The 20,212-nt window shown below is 49.6% G+C and carries 18 protein-coding genes and 1 riboswitch; of the genes, 10 read left to right on the top strand and 8 right to left on the bottom strand.

The genetic code is table 11. The annotated features are described in order from the left end of the window. The first annotated feature begins 2 nt into the window (after positions 1–2). Positions 3–1,553: an acyl-CoA carboxylase subunit beta gene (locus IPJ88_09395; protein ID QQR91884.1), complete on the top strand. Its 1,551-nt coding sequence runs from the start codon at positions 3–5 to the stop codon at positions 1,551–1,553. A gap of 4 nt (positions 1,554–1,557) precedes the next feature. On the opposite strand, the gene IPJ88_09390 is transcribed toward IPJ88_09395, so the two are convergent. Together IPJ88_09390 and IPJ88_09385 are read right to left on the bottom strand one after the other, a co-directional pair. Further along, positions 1,558–1,896, bottom strand: a complete 339-nt coding sequence (locus tag IPJ88_09390) for a DUF2752 domain-containing protein (GenBank protein QQR92009.1) — start codon at positions 1,894–1,896, stop codon at positions 1,558–1,560. A gap of 188 nt (positions 1,897–2,084) precedes the next feature. Further along, positions 2,085–2,327: a DUF4234 domain-containing protein gene (locus IPJ88_09385; protein ID QQR91883.1), complete on the bottom strand. Its 243-nt coding sequence runs from the start codon at positions 2,325–2,327 to the stop codon at positions 2,085–2,087. A gap of 198 nt (positions 2,328–2,525) precedes the next feature. On the opposite strand from IPJ88_09385, the gene IPJ88_09380 reads away from it, so the two are divergent. Both IPJ88_09380 and IPJ88_09375 read left to right on the top strand, forming a co-directional pair. Then, positions 2,526–2,750, top strand: a complete 225-nt coding sequence (locus IPJ88_09380) for a hypothetical protein (GenBank protein ID QQR91882.1) — start codon at positions 2,526–2,528, stop codon at positions 2,748–2,750. Between the two features lie 151 nt (positions 2,751–2,901). Continuing rightward, positions 2,902–3,420 carry an MgtC/SapB family protein gene (locus tag IPJ88_09375; protein QQR91881.1) on the top strand — a complete coding sequence of 173 codons (519 nt, stop codon included), beginning with the start codon at positions 2,902–2,904 and terminating at the stop codon, positions 3,418–3,420. A gap of 164 nt (positions 3,421–3,584) precedes the next feature. On the opposite strand, the gene IPJ88_09370 is transcribed toward IPJ88_09375, so the two are convergent. After that, complete coding sequence (locus tag IPJ88_09370) at positions 3,585–4,118, bottom strand: hypothetical protein (GenBank protein ID QQR92008.1); 534 nt, start codon at positions 4,116–4,118, stop codon at positions 3,585–3,587. Positions 4,119–4,316: 198 nt separating this feature from the next. After that, a riboswitch (cobalamin riboswitch) is annotated at positions 4,317–4,505 on the top strand. Between the two features lie 78 nt (positions 4,506–4,583). On the opposite strand from IPJ88_09370, the gene IPJ88_09365 reads away from it, so the two are divergent. Next, positions 4,584–5,117: a hypothetical protein gene (locus tag IPJ88_09365; GenBank protein QQR91880.1), complete on the top strand. Its 534-nt coding sequence runs from the start codon at positions 4,584–4,586 to the stop codon at positions 5,115–5,117. A gap of 196 nt (positions 5,118–5,313) precedes the next feature. On the opposite strand, the gene IPJ88_09360 is transcribed toward IPJ88_09365, so the two are convergent. Then, positions 5,314–7,659: a hypothetical protein gene (locus IPJ88_09360; GenBank protein ID QQR91879.1), complete on the bottom strand. Its 2,346-nt coding sequence runs from the start codon at positions 7,657–7,659 to the stop codon at positions 5,314–5,316. A 400-nt stretch (positions 7,660–8,059) separates the two neighbouring features. Between IPJ88_09360 and IPJ88_09355 the strand changes: the two genes are divergently transcribed. The 5 genes from IPJ88_09355 to IPJ88_09335 all read left to right on the top strand — a co-directional run bounded on the left by IPJ88_09355 (position 8,060) and on the right by IPJ88_09335 (position 13,766). Beyond that, positions 8,060–8,704, top strand: coding sequence for a hypothetical protein (locus IPJ88_09355; protein QQR91878.1), 645 nt, complete (start codon positions 8,060–8,062; stop codon positions 8,702–8,704). A 263-nt stretch (positions 8,705–8,967) separates the two neighbouring features. Then, positions 8,968–9,306, top strand: a complete 339-nt coding sequence (locus tag IPJ88_09350) for a helix-turn-helix transcriptional regulator (GenBank protein QQR91877.1) — start codon at positions 8,968–8,970, stop codon at positions 9,304–9,306. Between the two features lie 952 nt (positions 9,307–10,258). Further along, entirely contained in the window at positions 10,259–11,452 is a 1,194-nt protein-coding gene (locus IPJ88_09345) for a hypothetical protein (GenBank protein QQR91876.1), read from the top strand. A gap of 49 nt (positions 11,453–11,501) precedes the next feature. Further along, entirely contained in the window at positions 11,502–12,248 is a 747-nt protein-coding gene (locus IPJ88_09340) for a hypothetical protein (protein ID QQR91875.1), read from the top strand. A 216-nt stretch (positions 12,249–12,464) separates the two neighbouring features. After that, entirely contained in the window at positions 12,465–13,766 is a 1,302-nt protein-coding gene (locus IPJ88_09335; protein QQR91874.1) for a DUF222 domain-containing protein, read from the top strand. Positions 13,767–13,904: 138 nt separating this feature from the next. On the opposite strand, the gene IPJ88_09330 is transcribed toward IPJ88_09335, so the two are convergent. Genes IPJ88_09330 through IPJ88_09315 form a run of 4 tightly spaced genes read right to left on the bottom strand, consistent with a single transcriptional unit; the run spans position 13,905 to position 17,222 of the window. Further along, on the bottom strand, positions 13,905–14,879 hold the full coding sequence (locus tag IPJ88_09330) for a hypothetical protein (protein ID QQR91873.1): 975 nt from the start codon (positions 14,877–14,879) through the stop codon (positions 13,905–13,907). Between the two features lie 5 nt (positions 14,880–14,884). Continuing rightward, complete coding sequence (locus tag IPJ88_09325) at positions 14,885–15,502, bottom strand: hypothetical protein (GenBank protein QQR91872.1); 618 nt, start codon at positions 15,500–15,502, stop codon at positions 14,885–14,887. A gap of 20 nt (positions 15,503–15,522) precedes the next feature. Beyond that, complete coding sequence (sppA, locus tag IPJ88_09320) at positions 15,523–16,719, bottom strand: signal peptide peptidase SppA (GenBank protein QQR91871.1); 1,197 nt, start codon at positions 16,717–16,719, stop codon at positions 15,523–15,525. Then, entirely contained in the window at positions 16,656–17,222 is a 567-nt protein-coding gene (locus tag IPJ88_09315) for a hypothetical protein (GenBank protein QQR91870.1), read from the bottom strand. Before IPJ88_09315 ends, sppA begins: the two co-directional genes overlap by 64 nt. Positions 17,223–17,335: 113 nt before the next feature. On the opposite strand from IPJ88_09315, the gene IPJ88_09310 reads away from it, so the two are divergent. Continuing rightward, complete coding sequence (locus IPJ88_09310; protein ID QQR91869.1) at positions 17,336–20,125, top strand: cation-transporting P-type ATPase; 2,790 nt, start codon at positions 17,336–17,338, stop codon at positions 20,123–20,125. Positions 20,126–20,212 lie beyond the last annotated feature (87 nt).

The following is a 20,212-nucleotide window of genomic DNA, read 5'->3' as shown; positions in this document are numbered from 1 at the left end:
CTATGCGAAGCGACCGCTCACACGATACACTTGAAAAACTTAATCAGCTCGCCGAACTCGGCGGAGGACAGGCGCGCATCGACAAACAACATGCTGCGGGAAAAATGACCGCACGTGAGCGCATCTCTGCTCTGCTTGATGAGGGTTCCTTTGTCGAAGTCGATCGTTTGGTAAGCCATCGCTGCTATGACTTCGATATGCAAAGCCAAAAGGTTCCCGGTGACGGCGTAATCACGGGCTACGGCAATGTCGAAGGCCGTAAAGTGTTCGTGTTTGCCCAAGACTTCACGGTCTTTGGAGGTTCGCTAAGTCAGGCCAACGCTTCGAAAGTATGCAAAGTCATGGATCTTGCAACGAAAGTGGGCGCACCTGTCATTGGCTTGAATGATTCGGGTGGCGCACGTATCCAAGAGGGCGTAGCATCGCTTGCTGGCTATGCAGACATTTTTCTTCGCAACACGCTGGCCTCAGGAGTTATTCCTCAAATCAGTGCCATTATGGGACCTTGCGCTGGTGGCGCAGTATATAGCCCTGCCATCACCGACTTTGTATTGATGGTTAAAAACACTTCGTACATGTTCATCACCGGCCCCGACGTGATCAAAGCCGTGACCCATGAGGAAGTCAGTAAAGAAGAGCTCGGCGGCGCAAAAACCCACAACGAAAAAAGTGGCGTGGCTCACTTTGCCTGCAACGACGATGCACATTGCCTAAAAACGATTCGTGAACTTCTCTCTTTTTTGCCCTCCAACAATCAAGAGAATCCCCCGATTTTGAAAAGCAACGATCCATGGGATCGCGAGGATACGGCTCTTGATTCGGTGGTTCCCGAGGATCCGAGTAAGCCCTACGATATACGCACGCTAATTCAGGGCTCGGTAGACCAGGGTCATTTTTTTGAAATACAACAAGACTACGCTCAAAACATGGTGATTGGTTTTGCGCGTTATGACGGAATGCCCGTCGGTATCGTGGCAAATCAACCCATGGTTCTTGCAGGTTGTTTGGACATCAACGCATCGGTCAAAGCAGCTCGCTTCGTGCGTTTTTGTGATTGCTTTAATCTGCCCATAGTCACCTTCGTCGATGTTCCTGGTTTTCTTCCCGGAGCGGACCAAGAGTTTGGTGGCATTATTCGCCACGGCGCAAAACTTCTTTATGCTTTTGCGCACGCCACGGTGCCCAAAATAACCATCATTGCTCGCAAAGCCTATGGCGGCGCCTACGATGTGATGAGCTCAAAGCATCTGCGCGGCGATTTGAACCTAGCCTATCCAACAGCAGAAATCGCAGTCATGGGGCCCGAAGGAGCGGTTAATATCGTCTACCGCAAAGAAATACAGGGCGCAAAAGACAAAGCCAAAGCACGAGCAGAGTTCATCGAGCAATACCGTGACAACTTTGCAACGCCATTCCGCGCTGCTGAACTTGGATTTGTCGACGAAATTATCGAAGCACGTCAAACGCGACGTCGTGTCTGCCAGGGACTACAGCTCATCGCTAATAAGCGAGACTACAACCCGCCTCGCAAACACGGAAACATTCCACTGTAGGGCACTAAGCATTGAGAAAGTGGAACAACTTTCCCAGGACCGATCGAGAAAGATCAATCGCATCCGGATGTCCCCCGAAATAGCCGCACAACCGGCCCCCCCAAAGAATAAGGCTTAAGAGGACGAAAGTAGCCCAAAACCAAACGGGCACCCTGTTTAGTGCAGTTTGCAGCTTTGGGAAAAAAGCTGCTGCTCCCAACAAAGTCAACAAAGGAAGGAAAAAGAAAATCAAGGGATGGTAATGCCATGCCTTTAGCCAGTGTCCTTGAAGCAACGCCAATCCCGCTCGGCTTAACCCACATCCAGGACAGGGGACTCCGAACAGGTTCTTCACCGGACACAGCGGCACTTCAAAGAAAAGAAGCAAAACAAAAGCCATGAAGGCAAAAGCTGATATCCACCTTGCCTTCATGACCATCGATCCAAGCTATGCTGAAGCCCAAACTTTATTAAGCTCTTCTTGCATCTTCACGTAACCGTAACCACACAAAAAAGATAATAACAAAAAGAGCACTCCCCTGATCGCTCGCATCAGCCATGCCGGCTTTTTTGCTGCGCTCGCTGAATGAGCTTTCCATATTTGATAGGAAGATACAGACCGTAAAAACCACAGACGAGAAGAATGATGATATCCACCGCAGGGTTGATACTTTCATCAGCCAAATAGCTTTTCAAGTCACTGCCCATCACGTAGTACCAATACAAACCATAAAGTCCGCAGGTCACTACGATGAGAAACCAAACCATCATTGGATCGCGTTTGTCTCCGTTCAAGATTCCTCCTTTTGTCGGCTATAAAATGCAGTGTACCGACCCCAAAAGCTAGCGTCAAATATCTGAAAACATAGCGCTTTTTATCGAGAACCCTCTTTTTCCACTTGACCTTTCATTGCAGGAGACGTAAGCCCCGGCACCGTTTCAGGTGTCATCAAATAATAACGGGGCACCAGGATTGCAAACTGTATGGAACTAATGAACTGGAAAGATATTTGTTGCAACGACGAATACCGAGGTCAATGGATTGCTCTTGACAACGCACGTTACGATCAAGTAAGTGGTCGAGCCACCGACGGTGCGGTTCTTGATTCAGACTTTGACTTGGTTGCGCTTTGTGATCGTATCAAGCGCGCAAAATGTAAAAACTGCGCAATACTACTTTGCGGACGAGACAGTATTCCTCCGCAAGCAAGTGCCTAAGAAGACTACAAACATTCGCGATACACTATAGCAATCGCGTCGTCACGCTGTCGGCTTAGCCGGGCGGGAGCCTCTTGGGAGAGTATTTGCAAAGCGAAAAGAAGGGTCCTACGGCTTTTCAACTTACGAGAAACAGTTTACAATTCCACGTATGCACTTTGCTGAAGTGTTTGAAACAAGTTTTTGGATTCGATTAGCGCTCGCCACGTTTTGTGGTGCAGCAATCGGACTCGAACGGCAAGTCAAAGGCAAACCTGCGGGTGTACGAACCAGTGCATTAATATGTCTGGGAAGCGCTACCTTCGTTCGGATGGGATCTTACCTAGAGGGGCCATCGGGAGACCCAGCGCGGTTATTGGGGCAGGTAATCGTTGGCGTTGGTTTTCTTGGAGGTGGAGTCATCCTCTCTCGCGGAGAAACTGTACACGGTATGACATCCGCGGCAGTAATTTGGATCCTTGCCGCAATCGGCGCTGCAGCCGGATTAGACCTCTATGGTGTGGCTATCGCAATCACCCTTGTGACTGGAGCCATCTTGGCAGTGATGAGCATCTTAGAGCGGTTGTTCTCTGTGTTGCGTCGTGGCGTGCATGCTGTCACGCCACAAAAGCATGACCTTCCAGTAGCCTCCCACACATCCAGCGACAGAATGGATACCATCGAAGACTAGCCAACCGCCTGCGAGGACTACATATTCCAAATACTCCGTCCAAAAGCCTCCCAAGCGCTTTTTACTAGTACTAACGTGCTCAACGCAAACGTAGCGTCCATTTTGAGTCCGTTCGTAGACAGAAGAGACCATAGTCTTCTGTGAGCAACTGTACAAAGAGGAGACTACAAACACTCGCGATGCAAAGTAGCAATCGCATCAAGATCGAAACCAGCGCTGGGACTTTGACCCGATTCGCTTAGGTCTTGAATGCGTAAATAGCACGCGCGACTGAGCCCTAGCTCCGCCAAATCAAATAAGTCACCCCCAGAGTCCTGTGGATCAAAGGGGCTGATACCATTGTCTGGATTGGTAAAAACAGGATGAATTCCAGCGCAAGAACTCTCATTCGGATGCTCCGCATCGCAGGGAAAACTCTGCCAAGTTTCGCCATTTTCACTCACGCTTATTTGCGCAAGCTCGCTGTAAACATTTGCTGCCTCTCCTCCCACGAAAAAGGGATTCTCAAACACGATAAAATCAGAACCTTCGCCATCCACAATGCAATTTTCAGAAAAATCAAACGCTATGCTTCCACCAACACCAAGAGAGAGAACATCGAGGGATCCTTGGGACGCACCCTCACCTTGAGGAGGACCTAGAACGATGTCAGGAAAATACTCCTGACCAAAGCCGGCATGGTCACCGTAGTTGGGCATGGCTAAAACAGTTTCCGCAAAGCCCCGGTCACAATCCAAACCGAAGGGTGTGTGCTCTTCCGATGTACAGGCAGCAAGAATAACAAGGCATGCCAATGTGTGAACGACTTTCATAACTTGCTGCTTTGTGACAGGAAATAATACCGAAGACAACAACTCTAAAAGTTTTGCTTTGATCTACTCAAGGGACACTAGACAAAAACACGGAATGCGTTTAGTTACTTTGCGATAAGGATTTGGTGCTAAGGGAAGTTGGTTAAAATCCAACGCGGCCCCCGCCACTGTAACCGAGGACTAAAAACGATAAAACCACTGGCGCAAGCTGGGAAGGAACGTTTTTGGGTGGATCCGGAAGCCAGGAGACCTACCAAGCTTTTAAAGATCAACCTCCTTCGGGGTGAAAGGGGCAACTTCCATATTTGGAATGTGTCTTCATCACTTCTTTGGATAACAAAGGAAAGTGAAATGAAAACAAAACTGTCATGGGTTATTACTGCTTGTTTGCTTTGTATAGCGGCTTGCGCATCGGAAAAAAGCGAGGTGCTGACGGATACCGGAATTGCACTGGTGGTTAGTTTTGATGATGAAAATTACTGCGTTGAATGCTTGGAACTGCAAGAAGCCGGAACGCAAGTAAGTCTCACCGATCTATTTGCAAGCGCCGGAATCACTATCGCAACACAAGACTTCGGAGCAGGTTTTGGCCAAGCAATTTGTGGAGCGGGGCCAAACGACAATGAACTGACAGGCTGCGATCCAGCAATAGAAGACTGCTTTTGCAACAGCGACTATTCTTGGATGGTGTTTGAACGCAACAACGCAACATGGACAAGCAGCCAAGAAGGCATCTCAGCCATGACCGTAGGTGGCGGCGAGATCCTGGGTCTTCGCTGGACGAACTTCGATCCAGAAAGCTACGCAGCCCTATCAAAGCCTCACGATTTTGATTTCGAGCAAGTGTGCACCAAAGACCAACTCCTTGCCCGCTGCACCAATTAAACTGGGGAAACTGGAGACATGCTTTAGTCTAAATAACCGCATGATCACATACATTCAAACGCACGACCGCGGGACCCTATGAGTGAGAAAAAGGCACCGCGATCCGGTTTGCAACTCCTTAAGATTGCATCGCTAATTCACCTAAAGCATGTCCCCAAAGCGATTCTTGGTCAATTTATCCAGCTTGGGGATCAGACTAGGGAGTAAATTCGACTCGGTAACCAGCTGGGGACAGCGCGCGAAACAACTCCAAAAAGGTCGGAAAATCCTCACCGGTTATTGGTTTGAAATCGCCTTCAATGATCAAACGGCTATCTGGGGTAAACTCGATCGTTGCACGGTTTATGTAATGCGTGAACACCGAATCGTGCATCCAATCGTGGGAAACGCCACGTTGCTTATTAAAGTCTGAGATGGCGTCTGCCAAGTGATTGTTCAGCTCTACCCGTTGCAGCAAGTCGTTTGGCAACAGCGTGCGAGCATCCACCATTTGCAACATCCTCACTTCATAGCTTTGTTTTGTCTCGGAGTAGGTCCAGTTGATTAGCCACTTACCTGTTCCTCTTAGCTTGTCTAAATCGTCCTCGCCCAAAACAAAGGTATACTCTCGAGCGTATTGTCTAAGTATATCCCAATATTGTCCACGCACGTGCACGTTTCCAGGGATATGAGTGGTTCCAGGGTGAGCGTTGACCGTCATCTTCATAATCTCTTTCGGACCCGCAGCGTAGGCATCTTCAATAGGGAAAAGTTTGCGCAACGTAGCGTGGTTGTCGATTATTTCATCGATTCGCGCATTGAGCTGCTCATCCGCAGCAAACCATTGCCGACTTTTGGCAAGCGCAAATGCATCGGTTAGTGACAAGGCAACATCGGCCACCGAAAGCACGATATCGGCCGCCGCCCAAAAACCTGCGACACGGAGTCTGCGCTGCAAGTTAAGCGATAAGGGAGCAGGCACTAAACTGTATTCGAGTCCCACAAACGCTGCGGTATTCGCCACGCTCACAAGCTGGGCAAAACGTTGGTATTCCGTCACAGACACCCATGCTCCAAGAGCGCATACCACTGCGGCCCCTGGGCTTGCTGGACCAAGCACCCACATCGTTGTGGCGCACGTTGCCAACGCTCCCAAAGCCAACATCGGTCGCGGTATTTCGTGGGCTTCGGCTTCCCCTAGCAGCACATCATGAATGCGCTGAAAGCCCATGGGTTGACCCAAGCCATCATAGCCGCCGTACAAACTCATAAGACCACTGTGTTGCATCAACAAACCATAATGCCAGGCTTTTTCTGGATCGATTGCGTTTGAGGAAAGCTCTTCGGTGACGGCTGTGTTGTTGCTTCGAAGCTGACCAATCACCTGCAAAAAAGCGTCTGCGAAATAGGACAAACGCTCAGCTTGAGAGCTTGCGTTCGAGCTTGTCTTATGCACCAACTGATGGGCCCACTGCCCTAAGGTTTGGGTACTTACCGCTGGTTGCCCGTCAACACCTTTGACCTCGACTTCGAGCGTCATGCGCAAATGACCGTACATCGCTTGGGCTTGAAGCTCTGGATCCACGACGGCATGAAATGCCGTAAGCACATTGATCCCCAATTCCCGAAAGTGCAAAAACAAAGCCGGTTCCTCGGAGACATGAACAATCGCGCTGCCGCCCAAAGCCATGGTGCGTTGTTGCAAAAGTTCAGCGCTCTCGATGTAGCGCTCAAGCAATACATTGTCATACACTTGCCGCTGCGCATTTAACGCTTGGATCTCAGGAACCACCGCCAAGAAAATAGAGGCACAGCCTGCCGTTGCAGTATCCAGCAGAATATAGTCCGACTCTCTTCCCAAAACATTCACACAGTCTTGAAATTTTTTCGCGCTGATATCTTCGCTGCCAAGCGCACGAGACATGGGCGCCAATCTCTCATCTTGCCACAGCAGACGTTCGTATTGATCGGCCATGCGTTGCGCTGCTCCATAGAGGGTTGGATCAATTTTGCCTTCCGAAAGTTGATAGAGCCCGTAGCCAATCATGGCTTCAGTTTGGTTCAAAGAAGCGCTCTCTTGCGCAAGTAATGGCAAAGCAAACTGCTCGGCAAGCAATCGTTTGTAGGCAAACGATGCGCCAAGTTTCCAGCCGTCAATATCGCCATCGGCTTTTAGAGCATTGGGAGCTTCGAGTTGTCTGAAATAATCATATTTCGCAGCGAGTTCAGCGGTGGGCGTATCTCGATCTTGCCCTGTTGCAAGGTGTTGTTCATGAGCAATCGGGTGCAGACCTCCCATCGGCATGCCAGGTTGCGCTTGGCGCAACGTGGTTTCAACACCTTCACCTTCTGAAACACAACTTCGAGAAGCAGAGTCAAAAAACATTCCACTTGTCGGGCCACCGCACTCAGCATGTTGGCCCATCATAGTCGATGCATTGCTTTGAGCAGATCCGGACTCACCGGTGCTCTCAGCCTCAAAGGGCACGCACGCTGCAAAAAACAAACTCACAAGCACCCACAAGGTGCTCGGCTTACTTGCATGTTTGTACCAAAAAAACATCTTAATCGATTGTAAGCTGCAATTGGCATGCCATTACTTCACCGTAAAAACCACAATGGTTTTCGGCCATGCACCATGAAGGTGCATCTTCACTGGGAACTATTGTCCACCCAAAGGGATCGTTGGCGCGCGGCGTGCCATCCTGCGCGTGCGTGGCACTCAAACCTAAAAGAACGTCGCCCCACGCCGCGGGCGCATGGGGATCCTTTTGATTTGGCGAACCTGCCCAGACTGAATCTTCAAAGCAAACGGCCTGGAACCTTTAAGGTTAGGCCTAAAGCACCCATGGCAACTACTGTAGCCACGGGTACTACTGAATTTGTTAGTTTAATTTCCGATCGAGGCGGGCATAGATTTTGCGTACATTGTGCGTGAAGATCGAAAACGGGAGACCATAGACATGAAGAATTATATCCATGCTGCGATTGCTATGTTTGTCTTGGCATCAGGCAGCTGTGCACTTGAGAGTACCGACGGCACACTTGAATCTACAAACGCCGCTCAACAAAGGACCTGTCCACTTGAGGAAGCGTCGTTTGATTTGCAAGGCAACCACTACACGGTCGAAGTTCTACTTGATACAGCACCGGGTTCCGATGGGAATTACGAACTTGACATGATCGCAAACGATGGCGACGAATGGGACATTGAGGTTCAAGGAAGCTTGGATCCTGAGACCTTAGAAGCGAAGTTAGAGGCGGTCTGGGTAGATGAAGGGGACGGTATCGGCTACACCTGGCAAGCGTTGGGCGAGAACTCTGGTCCAATAGAGGCAGACTTTAGTGCTTCCCAAAACGAGCTAACGATTCGCGGAACTTTCCTTATTGCAAGGGAAACACTTTATTATATTAACGGTATTCCCCTGCACAAGCAGTCAACCGAAAAAACGCAGTCTTTAGACAACACCCTTGAAGAGCACTTTGATCCGAGTAGCTGCGACACAAGTTTTGTCGGCCAAAAGCTAACTCGTGAGCAACTCGTAATTGCAATCGGCCTGCGTTTGGCACGTGAACAGCTCGCATTCTTTAACGAGAACACGGAATAGGAATAAGGCCGGGTCGTCAAATTGCGACCCACGCGGTAGTTGCCCCGCTGTTTCATAACGAGTTCAGCTGGGGACATGCTTTAGGCCAAACAACCGCCTGATCACATACATTCAAACGCACGACCCAACACCGTTACACGGTAATGAGGAAAGTTGACCCATTGATTTGGCGAACCTGCCCAGACTGAATCTTCCGACATCTGAAATTACTCGTCTTTTTGTTACGCTCTTGTGATTCGTAACATTTGTGTTACGATCAGAGCATGGCAAAGAGGAAAAAAACAGGCTTTGATCGGTACTTCGAGCAGCAGATGCAAGATCCCGCATTTGCCGAAGCTTACCAGAAAGAACGAAAAGAAATCGATGCGATTGACCAAGGTGTACGAGAGGTAATTCGCATGCTTGATAAAGCTCGGGAGAAACAGGGTTTGACTAAACAGGCACTTGCTCTAAAAGTGGGGATGAAACCAGAAGCTGTGCGAAGGCTATTCACTGCGGAAGGATATAATCCAACGCTTGCGACATGTGTAAGAGTAGCCAAGGCATTAAACATTCGCCATTTCGATTTTGAGCCATTGGCTAGCGAAGAACACTGCGCGTAACCGAGGGACGGTTACCTTATTTCCCAAAATGGGTGGCGTCCCCCGACTTCGACTTCGACTTCGAAAGGGCACTACCCCAGCCTCCTATTCAGCCAAGTGCTTCCGGTTCTGTATCTGTAACCGTTCCCATGACTGTGCCTGTCTCCGCTTCCGTTTCTGACGCTGATTCTGTCACAGTCACAATTTCAGAAACCGTCACGGCAACGGAAACAGATGCGGACACAGTAACGGCAACTGCACCTGTCACGGATACGACATTGTGCCGCGCTCACACACCAAAAACACCGTGAGCTAAAATACTTCTAAAATTATTTTCAGCGCTGCCGTTAACTAAACTATGGGTCATTGGGCAACGCTATTTCTACTTTCATGTATGTTTTTCGAACCCGCTGTGGACACGGCTCCGCGAACTGAAGCAACAGAGCTTCGCGCAAGCACACTCTCCTGCATACCGCGCAGCCAATGCTGCAAAGTCTGCCGCAAAGGCCAGGCCTGCGGCAACACCTGCATCTCCCGCTCCTACACCTGCCACACCCCACCCGGCTGCGCCTGCGATGAAGAAGAGGTTTGTGAGTGAGTAGTGACATCTTGGGAAAATTAAATGACAAGCTCGATGCGAGGACGCCAGAACCTTCCCTTTATGTCCACAAATGTTTGAATGATCAACGCGAACGATAAAGCAAAAAAATCTGGTCCTGTGACGGAATCCGAGGCTTACCTGGAACGACTTTGCCGCAAGGCGTTCTTGAGGCTTTGGAGTTATCCAAACCTTTTTCGTGACCAAGGCCAACGAAACAAGGGAGAAGGAAAAGAGCTATGTGATCTGCTAGTTGTGTTTGGGAATGACGTGCTTATTTTCTCCGACAAGCACTGTAGATTCGGAAAGCACTCCGATCTAAGCGTAGCGTGGAAACGTTGGTATCGCGATGCGGTAATCAAATCATCAGAACAGGTGCTTGGCGCCGAAAGATGGTTACTAAAACACCAGAATCGCATATTCTTGGACAAAAGGTGCAATCAAAGATTTCCGGTAGAACTACCAAAACAACCTAGGTTTCACCGAATACTGACCTGTCGTGGAACTGCTCAGGCGAGTCTTGATACATGGGGCGGTACAGGAAGCCTGTTCGTCACAAATCAAACTCTTGAGCAATGTTTGGATCGCCCTTTCCAATTAGGAAGTTTTGATTCCCACGGCAACTTTTTCCATATTTTTGATGAAGTGGCCTTGGACATAGTGCTTGAAACAGTCGATACTATTTCTGATTTCTGCACATACCTTGATAAAAAAGAAAAGTTTTTTTGTGCGCACGACAAAGTCGTTGCAACTGGCGAGGAAGATTTACTCGGCTGTTACCTCCGAAATACAAATGATGCCAGAAACGGGTACGACTTTGAGTTTGAAGACGGTAAAAAATACGATGCCGTCTACATTGACGAAACCTTTTGGTCTTCTTGGAAAGATAGTGAGCAGTGTGCAGCAAAGCAAAAGGCCGATGAGCCGAGCTATTGTTGGGACAAACTAATCGAAAAATTCGCACATCACATTGTGAACAACACTCAACACTTCTCAACTGGAGGAGGCGTTGAAGAGCAGGAAAAACTTCTACGCTGGATGGCCAGAGAAAATCGCTTTCGACGGCGAGAACTAAGCAACATTTTATTGAACGCGGTGGCGACAACTCCACCAAACTCGATGCGAAAACAATATGTACTCCCCTGGTTGTCGGGGGATCCATACTGGGTTTTTCTGGTACTTCCTAAACCACCCTCCGTTGACTATGATGATTATAGAACTGCTCGCCGTACAATGCTTGAGCATATGTGTCTCGTAGTGAAGCACCTAAATCCTTCGGCCCTGGATATTTGCGGCATTGCTACAGAACCCTACGCGGAAGGCATGTCGGAAGATACACTCTATTTTAACGCACGATCGTGGACGAAGAAAGACCAAGAAAACGCTCAAAAACTCTATGCGAAATTCGAATACTTCAAGGAAGGTATAAAAAAAGAAGCAACCCGCTGGGAGTTTCCTTTAGACAATGAACCGAAGACTACAAAAATGAACAAGAAACTATCAAAACAACAACAGAAGAAACGCAAACAACAATTAGCCGGACGCGCGCGCCGAAAAAACCGCTCGTAGCTTTCATGCAAATCTCCCATCCAAATGGTTGTTTTGTTACCTTTTTCATATGAAACAGAGAAACCGTACCACGCAAGGCAATCCGCACCAGCTGTCCTGCAACCAGCACATAGTAAGTGCAGCTCATATCCGAAGATTCGCCAACGAAAAGGGCCTTGTTTCTGTATTGCAAACAGGGTCGAAAAAAGTCTTTCCAGCAAAATCGGATAACAAGGTTTTCTGCACCTGGCGGTCGTGGGATCATGTGACTGAGCAACAGTTTTTTACTAAACACGAAACCACGTTTCAACAACAGGTGGATCGTGCCTTGAAAGAACAATCAATCGACCACGAAATCATAAGTTCTTACTCGTGTATATGGAGAATCCGACTTCGCTTTTCCCAGGAAGACAACCACGAAATTCCAATCAACGGAGTAGTACCTGACAAACTCACCCGTGCAGCTGAAGAGATTCTTGAAAAGAAAGGAGTCGGTTTTACTCGTGATAAGGCGATACCAAGCAGGATCTTCAACAAAGGGCGCACGATATTAAATTTTGACCAATGTATGGCTTCCTCAAAAGTTGTTAAGTGGGGAGTGTTGAAAGCACCTAAGGGCCATCGTTTTATCTGTTCAGACGCCATCGTCGAGTGCGGTGTGTTGCCCGCCACTCCGTCGTTGCTATTCGTCGCAAATGAAATATCTCGCAACGTAGATTCAGGGTACATTAGGTGTTTGAATTCAAGAATCTGCAAACATGCCCAAAGGTTTATTTTCTGTCATCCCGATGATCAGGAAATACTTCTGGGTCACTAGAACCCAAGCAGGTGCCGGCGCCTTTTCGTGTAAAGCTGCCAGCTCATATTTTAAGTCTGCCGACCAGCCCGCACACCCCCTTTGATTATCGGCCAGTGACGGCAGTAGTTGCGTGGGGAAAGGGATTTTTTTCAGATTAAAAAACCCAGAAAAACACCTGCCTGGGCTTGGTTTTGGAGGTGGTTTGGGTATACTGAGCGCATGCACAGTATAGCGGTGAAAAGGGTTGAAGATATTGATCAAATTGGCGAGGAGATTGGGCTTTTGGCGGCTCAGATTTCGCTGGCGACGCATCGGCTGCTCTTGCTGATTCGGGCCTTTGATGAAGGCGGTGGGCCGCGCAAACAGGGAGCGCTTAGTTGCGCGCATTGGCTTTCTTGGCGTGTGGGGATGAGCTTGGGCGCGGCACGTGAGCACGTGAGAGTGGCGCATGCGCTGGCGGAACTTCCAACGGTGGATGCGCAGATGCGTGAGGGGAAACTGAGTTACTCTAAGGTTAGAGCGATCACGCGCATTGCAACTCCTGCGAACGAAGCGCGGCTGGTGGCGCTTGCACTTGATAGCAGCGCATCGCAGCTTGAGAAGATTTGCCGGCAGTATCGCAAATTGCAAAACCTTGAAGAGGCCACAGAGCAAGGCAAGATGGAGCGCTACCTGCGGCATTGGGAGACCGACGAAGGCATGGTGCGTTTTGAAGTGCAGCTTCCCAAAGAAGAGGCGCTGGTGGTACTGAAAGCTTTGCAGGCAGCGCAAAGCGAGGCGCGGGAAACCGAAAGCGACGTTTCTGCGGAAACTTCTGAGAAGCGCTCGGGAAAAATCTCCGCGGAAACGCCCGAGCCTGAAGCAGCGCCCTCCCCGGCTTCGGCGACGGACCAGAGCGATGCGCTCTTGATGATGGCTGAGAGTTTTCTGGCCCATGGCACGGCTTCACGGCCTTCGGCAGAGCAAACGCAGCTTTATGTGCATCTGAAAAAAGATGTGCTTTCAGAAGAAGACGGCTGGAGCGCGCGGCTTGAAGACGGCTCACGGCTTGCGCCAGAAACATTCCGGCGTTTGTGTTGCGATAGCTCGCTTGTAGCAGTGAAAGAAGATAAACACGGAAATGTGCTCGATATTGGTCGCAAGGCGCGCACGATTCCGCCGGCTATCTCGAGGGCCCTAAGATTGCGCGACCAAGGTTGCAAGTTTCCAGGCTGCACGCATACAAAGTTCTTGCATGCGCATCACGTTAAGCACTGGGCACATGGTGGAGAGACCAAGCTTGATAACCTGATATTGCTATGCACAAAGCATCATCGCGCGGTGCATGAAGATGGGTTTACGTTGAGCAAACAGCAAAACAGTTGGAGTTTTCATACGCCAGACGGCACGGCGCTGTTAGGAGCACCGACGTTTCCGCGGGAACGTCTTCGGCTTGTGAAATCGCTGCCCATGCCGGCGCCCGAACATGCTGAAACGCTGATGACCGAGCATTATCAACACCAACCGGATTACGTGACTGCAGTGGCGAGTATATAGGGGGTGGGGAGCTATACCTGGGGAGATGCTCATCCCGAATAGGAAACGCAAGCTCATGAGTTCTCTTTTATGAAAGAGTTTGGCTACAATATATTGAGCTGTATCTCGGCCTTTTAGCATTGGGCCACGGTCGGTAGCCTACGATTCTTGTTGGCCGAGGCGTTCAGTTATTTCCTGAGCGATACGTCTTGCTTTTTTGATTTCGGAGGGCTCGAGACTTACTGCGCCTACAACGGGATGGCCTCCGCCTCCATATTCGGCACATATCGCAGAAATATCGACATCCCTTTTTTGTTTCGACCAAGGATTCACGCCAACGGATACCTTCGCGCGTTCGTTGCCCAAACTTACGGCAACGCAGTAGCGCGCATTGGGGAAAAGCCAATAGGGAATGAACTTATTGTATCTATCGGTGCCTATATTGCTTACATCAAAACTTACAACGCCATTTTTTTCGACCGCGACTTTTTCAATTACACGACAGTTATCTGAAACCGCCTCTTTTAATGGCTTGAACAGACGTTGAACTTCCGGATCCATTGCCACCGTATTTACGCTTTGCCCTTGAGCGAGTTTTTCGATTCGTGGCGCCAAAAAACCAGCATCTCCGTACGTCTCAATCACCGTCATCAATTGCAAAGCAGGCTCTTTGAGTTCCACAGCAGCTTGTGCTGAAGGAAAGCTAGCGGTGTCTATCAAATCCGCCCAATGCACAAGCTCAGCCAACTCGGAAACTTTCCACGAAAATACTTTCTGCCCGATATCGGCTATCAGCTTGCAGCATGAACCATAGCTGGGATCAAAAAATTTTTGGCTTTTGTCGTGTGAATCAAAATGTGCTCGCTCATCTTCTCCAACAATGCCAGTGATATGATGATCAAACCACCAGTCCAATCGTCCCGAAATCGTATAGCGAAAATCGACCACGGCATTGATATCCCCATCAAGAATATTTGATGGGACAAAGGAGCCTCCAGGTTGATGATCAAGGGGACGATATTCAAAACGGAGCGAAGAATCCATCGTATCCAATAAAAACCGGCTTAACATAGCCGCGGAGGCCATGCCATCAAAACAATGACCGTGATACGCAACGACAACACGTTTCTTCATGACGACTATAAGTCGCTTAAATCGTCAATGTTGTCGAAGCCCTTTGGACCTTGCTTTGGCTGTTTTTCTTCCTCTTTTTTAGGCGCTTTCTTAGATTCGGTTTTTGGCTCCTTATCATCGCTAAGCGCTTCGGTCACCGATTCATCCTCAACGCCTTCCTGGCCAACGGCATTGTCTTCAGGGTGATCCTCGGATGAAAGCCGTGGGTGCAGCTTCATCGATTTGACGGCGTTCCAAGGGCCTCCACCTTTTTCTTCCGAATCGTGCCCCCACTCACCTTGGAGTTTATGGTCACCGTCGGTGTCAATAAGGTAGACAAAATAACCACGCCCTTGAGTTTCACGAGGCATGCCCTGAATCAACTCACGCTTTTCTGTCCATTGAAAGCGAAGGACATTACCCGCAACGCGACCCTGGATACGGCCCAAGCGCTCATCCTTCGTATACTCGCCAATAACAATTTGTCCGGTTTGCCGAAGATCTAAACGACCGTACTGTGGAGAAAACCATACGCCTTCAAAGGATCCTCCTTTGGGCATGGGACCCGATTTAATATTTGCACTGCCACCACCGCAAGCGACTAATAACAATGCGAAAACTGTAGCTTTTGCTAACCCATGCATAACCGGCTCCATTCTCCAGCCTATTCGGTAGGCAGATTCGGTTCATAGTAAAACACTTTTTCTCGGCTCAGACACAAATTTAAGAGATCTCCAACATCTGAGCCATAACGACCAAGCAGCCCTACGGATGCGCCAAGCCACGCTGGAACGCTTTGCCTTTTTCTTACAGTAATTGTGCGAGTTTGCAATTCTCGACCACTCCCGCAACCCGGAATTGCTTTAGCCAAGCAATCAAGGGCAGTAGCCACACCGCCAAGCTCATCGACCAGCCCTCGCCGATGTGCAGCCTCTCCGGTCCAGACGCGGCCCTGTGCATACTCTTGGACCTGCTCGTTCGAGAGCGCCCTGCCTTTGGCAACGACGTCAATGAAACGCTGATAAAACACATCGGCTTCTCGTCGAATAATGTCAGCTTCCGAGTGCTGCAACCGACGCCAAGGGCTAAACATTGTGCTGTGCGGCGATACTTCAACCCGTTCGACCTTGACACCCAAGCCCTGCAAGACTCGGTCAAGCACTGGCTTCATTGAAATAACGCCAATGGAACCTGTTATCGCTAGCGGTCGTGCAACAATTGAACTCGCAGCAACTCCGATAAAATAACCACCGCTTGCTGCAACGTCCGAGAAATAAGCAACAACCGGTTTCTCCTCGCTCAATTTTCTAATCGCTCGATAGACCGTTTCACTCACTTCTGCAGAACCACCTGGTGAATTGATATCAAGCAATACACCGAGCAGCTTTTTGTCTTTTTTGGCTTTCGCAATGGCCTTGAGCATGCTTTTTTCACAGACAGCTTTGGCCATAAGTTGGCCTTGCTCAGCAACAATCATTCCATGGATTTCAATCACCGCGACGGCGGGCTTGTTAAGCAACGGACGCCAAAGCGTACGCTTTCTATAGCGAAGCAAACGCTCTGCACGGCTCGCAAAAACGCCCTTTCCCTCAAGACCCAATTTCTCTTTGAGCTCGTCTTTTGCGCAGAGAACGTCCACATATTTCTCGTTTAAAGCGGCCTCACCCAGGCAAGGCGTGTTCTGAAACAACAAATCAACCGCGCCGGGATTGTGTTCAAAACGCCTAGCAACCGCTTGGCGAATACTCGCATCAACTGCCTGCAATATCTCTAGCGTCTGTTCACGTTGCGCATCGCTCATCTGCTCGGAATCGAAACGCTCTGCTGCGGTCTTATAGCGACCGCAAGCAAACACTTGCATATCCACACCAAGTTTTTGCAAGAGCTTTTTCGGATACAAATACTCGAGCCCACACCAAGCACGCTCAACGAAGCATGCGGCGGCATCCATTCCTTTGCCGCACAGGCCACATAGTACTCACGGTTCGTTGCCCCGTGACTCAAAAAGATCACCGTATGTTTACCTGCCTCGTTGAGTTGCTCGATCAGTTCACGAAGCTCCTGGCATGTCGTCCAGCCTGCATGCAAATGAGGCAACTTGATGAGTACTTTCTCGATGGCCTGACTTTCAATAATCGCTTCCACCATCTCGCGCAACTCTGCAAGGCTACTTTGTTTCTCGGACGACATCCTCAAAAGCAGCTTTCGCAACCAGCCTTCTGAACTTGCGAACTGAACGATATGCGAATGCACCACCAACATGGCCCAAGGTCCACGCGGACGAGCAAAAAGGCGCAAAGGCAACCAAACGAAAAACAAACTCAATCGAATCAAGTTAAAAAAAAGTCTAAAAAACCATCGCATACCGATTTACATCCTTCTGCCCTGCCCATAGCTGTCCCGGGAGCATTTGCCAAGTAGCCGGTTTTTTGGCCTAATTGTAATAGGTGAAGCAAGCTTGATGCAAAAGTTGGCACTTGCCTGCTACACTCCGCCTTCAGTTCATGGAAGAAATACAAAAACAGATCGATAAACGCTGGCATGCCATGACGGCCAGCGAAGTTATTCAATACTGGGAAAGTGATCAGGTTAATGGCCTTAGTAGTCAAGAGATACAAAAGCGCCTGGAGCAGTTCGGTCACAATAGCTTGCCCAAAACTTCAAAACCGACTGCACTCCTACAACTTGCTTCGCAATTTGCCAATCCGCTGGTAGGGGCGCTGCTTTTAGCAGCAGTGGTCGCTTTTGGAGTCGCCCTTAGCGAAGATCCTGAAAGCGCATCGTGGTTGTCTCGTTTTGGCGACACCATAGCGATTCTTCTTATCGTGGCACTAAACGCACTACTCGGCTTCGTGCAAGAGCGCAAAGCAGAGGCCGCCCTTGACTCATTGCAAAAGATGGCTGCACCCAATGCGCGCGTGATTCGCAATGCAAAGCTGCAAATTGTTCCAGCCTTCGAACTCGTACCCGGGGACATTGTTGAACTTGAGGCCGGTGACGCAGTGCCTGCTGACATGCGCCTGATTCAAAGAAGCGAATTTTCAGTCGAAGAAGCAGCACTCACTGGCGAATCCGTTCCGGTCGAAAAAAAGGCAGATCTTTTACTTGCGAATGAAACCCCGCTTGCTGAACGTGCCAACTTGGTTTTCATGGGTACCATCAGCACACGAGGCCATGCCCGAGGCATTGTCGCCCATACCGGTCGTTTTACTGAACTTGGCAGCATCGGCGTGCTCATCCAATCTGTGAAACGGGAACAAACCCCGCTTGAACACCGCCTTGCCCAGTTTGGTAAATTCATTCTTTTTGCTTGTCTCTTAATCAGTGTCGGATTGTTTACGATTGGAATCCTACGTGGACACAATGATTGGACGAGTTTACTGCTCACCGCGGTAAGCCTAGCTGTAGCTGCCATCCCAGAAGGGCTACCTGCTATCACAACCATTACCCTGGCCCTTGGTATGCAGCGCATGGCCCAGCGCGGCGCCTTGATTCGCAAGCTGCCTGCGGTTGAAACCCTAGGCTCGGCCACCATCATCTGCAGCGACAAGACTGGCACCCTGACGCAAAACGCCATGACGGTTCAACACATTGAAAACGCCGAAGGTGCTTTCAATGTAACCGGCGTTGGCTACTCCCCCACCGGGCACCTGGAGCAAAACGGCAAGGCCCTAGAAAAAACCACCGGAAGCCTAGAAAAACTCGTCGAATCAGCCGTCCTGTGCACCACAGCAAACGTCCAAGAAAAAGACGGCGAATGGAAAACCATCGGGGATCCCACCGAAGGCGCACTCTTAACGCTGGGCCACAAGCTAGGCATTGAAAAGAGTGCACTACTAGAGCATAGGCGTCTCGTAAAAAGCTTTCCTTTTGATAGCGACCGAAAAATGATGTCGGTTGTTCTGGAGCACGATGGAAAAAGTCAGGTGTACAGCAAAGGCTCTCCCGATGTCCTGCTTGCTCGATGCTCACACATTCTCGTAGGGCAGCAAATTCAAACGCTTGATGAAAAGACTCGCGCGAAATTCATCACCCACAACGAAGAACTATCTTCCCGTGCCTATCGTGTCTTAGCTCTTGCACGGCGCGATGCCGCCGGCACAGTGGACTCCGCCGAACAAGCCGAAACCGATCTCACCTTTCTCGGATTGGTGGCCATGATGGACCCACCAAGAGAAGAAGCCACCGAAGCCGTTCACGCCTGCCATCAAGCCGGCATTCGCACCGCCATGATCACCGGCGATCATAAACTCACTGCCATAGCCATTGCACGTGAGCTTGGCATGTGGACCGATGATTCAATTGCCCTAACAGGAACCGAAATCGATGATCTCGAAGATCAGCGATTGGAGTCAATTTTGAAGAGAACTTCGGTTTTTGCCAGAGTCACGGCTGAACAGAAACTTCGCATCGTACGTGCACTCAAAAACACAGGCCAAGTCGTCGCAATGACCGGTGATGGTGTCAATGATGCTCCCGCTTTACGGGAGGCTCAAATCGGCGTGGCCATGGGGCAAAGCGGAACTGACGTAGCGCGCGAAGCAGCAGAGATGGTTCTCAAAGACGATAACTTTGCCTCTATCGTTGAAGCAGTAAAGCAAGGCCGCGCGATTTATCAGAATATCCAGAAATCTATTTTCTTCTTGCTGAGTTCCAACGCAGGACTAGTCATTGCCGTTATCGTCGGCTCATTCTTTCCATGGCCCCAATTCACCCCCTTGCAGCTTCTATGGATCAACTTAGTTACCAACGGCTTGCCAGCACTTGCTTTGGGAGTCGATCCACCACAACGCAAACAAATGAAAGAAAAACCTCGCCCGAGCAGCGCGTCCTTGCTGGGCCTTCATGAGTCCGCAGGTATTCTTTTCATTGGTTTGTTCATGGGTATAAGCGCCCTAGGAATCTTTCTGATCCCAGATTTTTATCCAAGTTTCTGGCGCGACATAACACCATCGGAGCAACTCGAACGAGCGCGTTCGATGGCCTTTACACTCTTAGCTATCGCCCCACTCTTTCATGCCTTCAATTGCCGCAGCACGCGCAACTCAATTTTTTCCGTCGGTCTTTTTCAAAACGTATTGCTCTGGGTCGCTGTCCTCGCAAGCGCAGCGGTTCATCTTGTGGCTATTTTTCTTCCAGTGTTGCACCCTGTGTTTAAGAGTCATCTGCTAGACCTCAACGAATGGTTGGTCGTCCTAGTGCTCTCCTTTTTGACCATTCCGGTTTTCGAGCTCTTTAAACTAGTAGCCTTGGCCATGAAAAAATAGAGCGCCGGCGATACATTTACTGTCAGTCATGCTCCTCAAATGGTGACTTTTGAACCCAGTCACTACTAAGTCCCTGCGTGTGTATGT

The organism is Myxococcales bacterium, assembly GCA_016699535.1.
Classification (GTDB): domain Bacteria; phylum Myxococcota_A; class Polyangia; order Polyangiales.
Note: the sequence above shows the minus strand (reverse complement) of the source record. Positions and strands in the feature narration are given on the sequence as shown.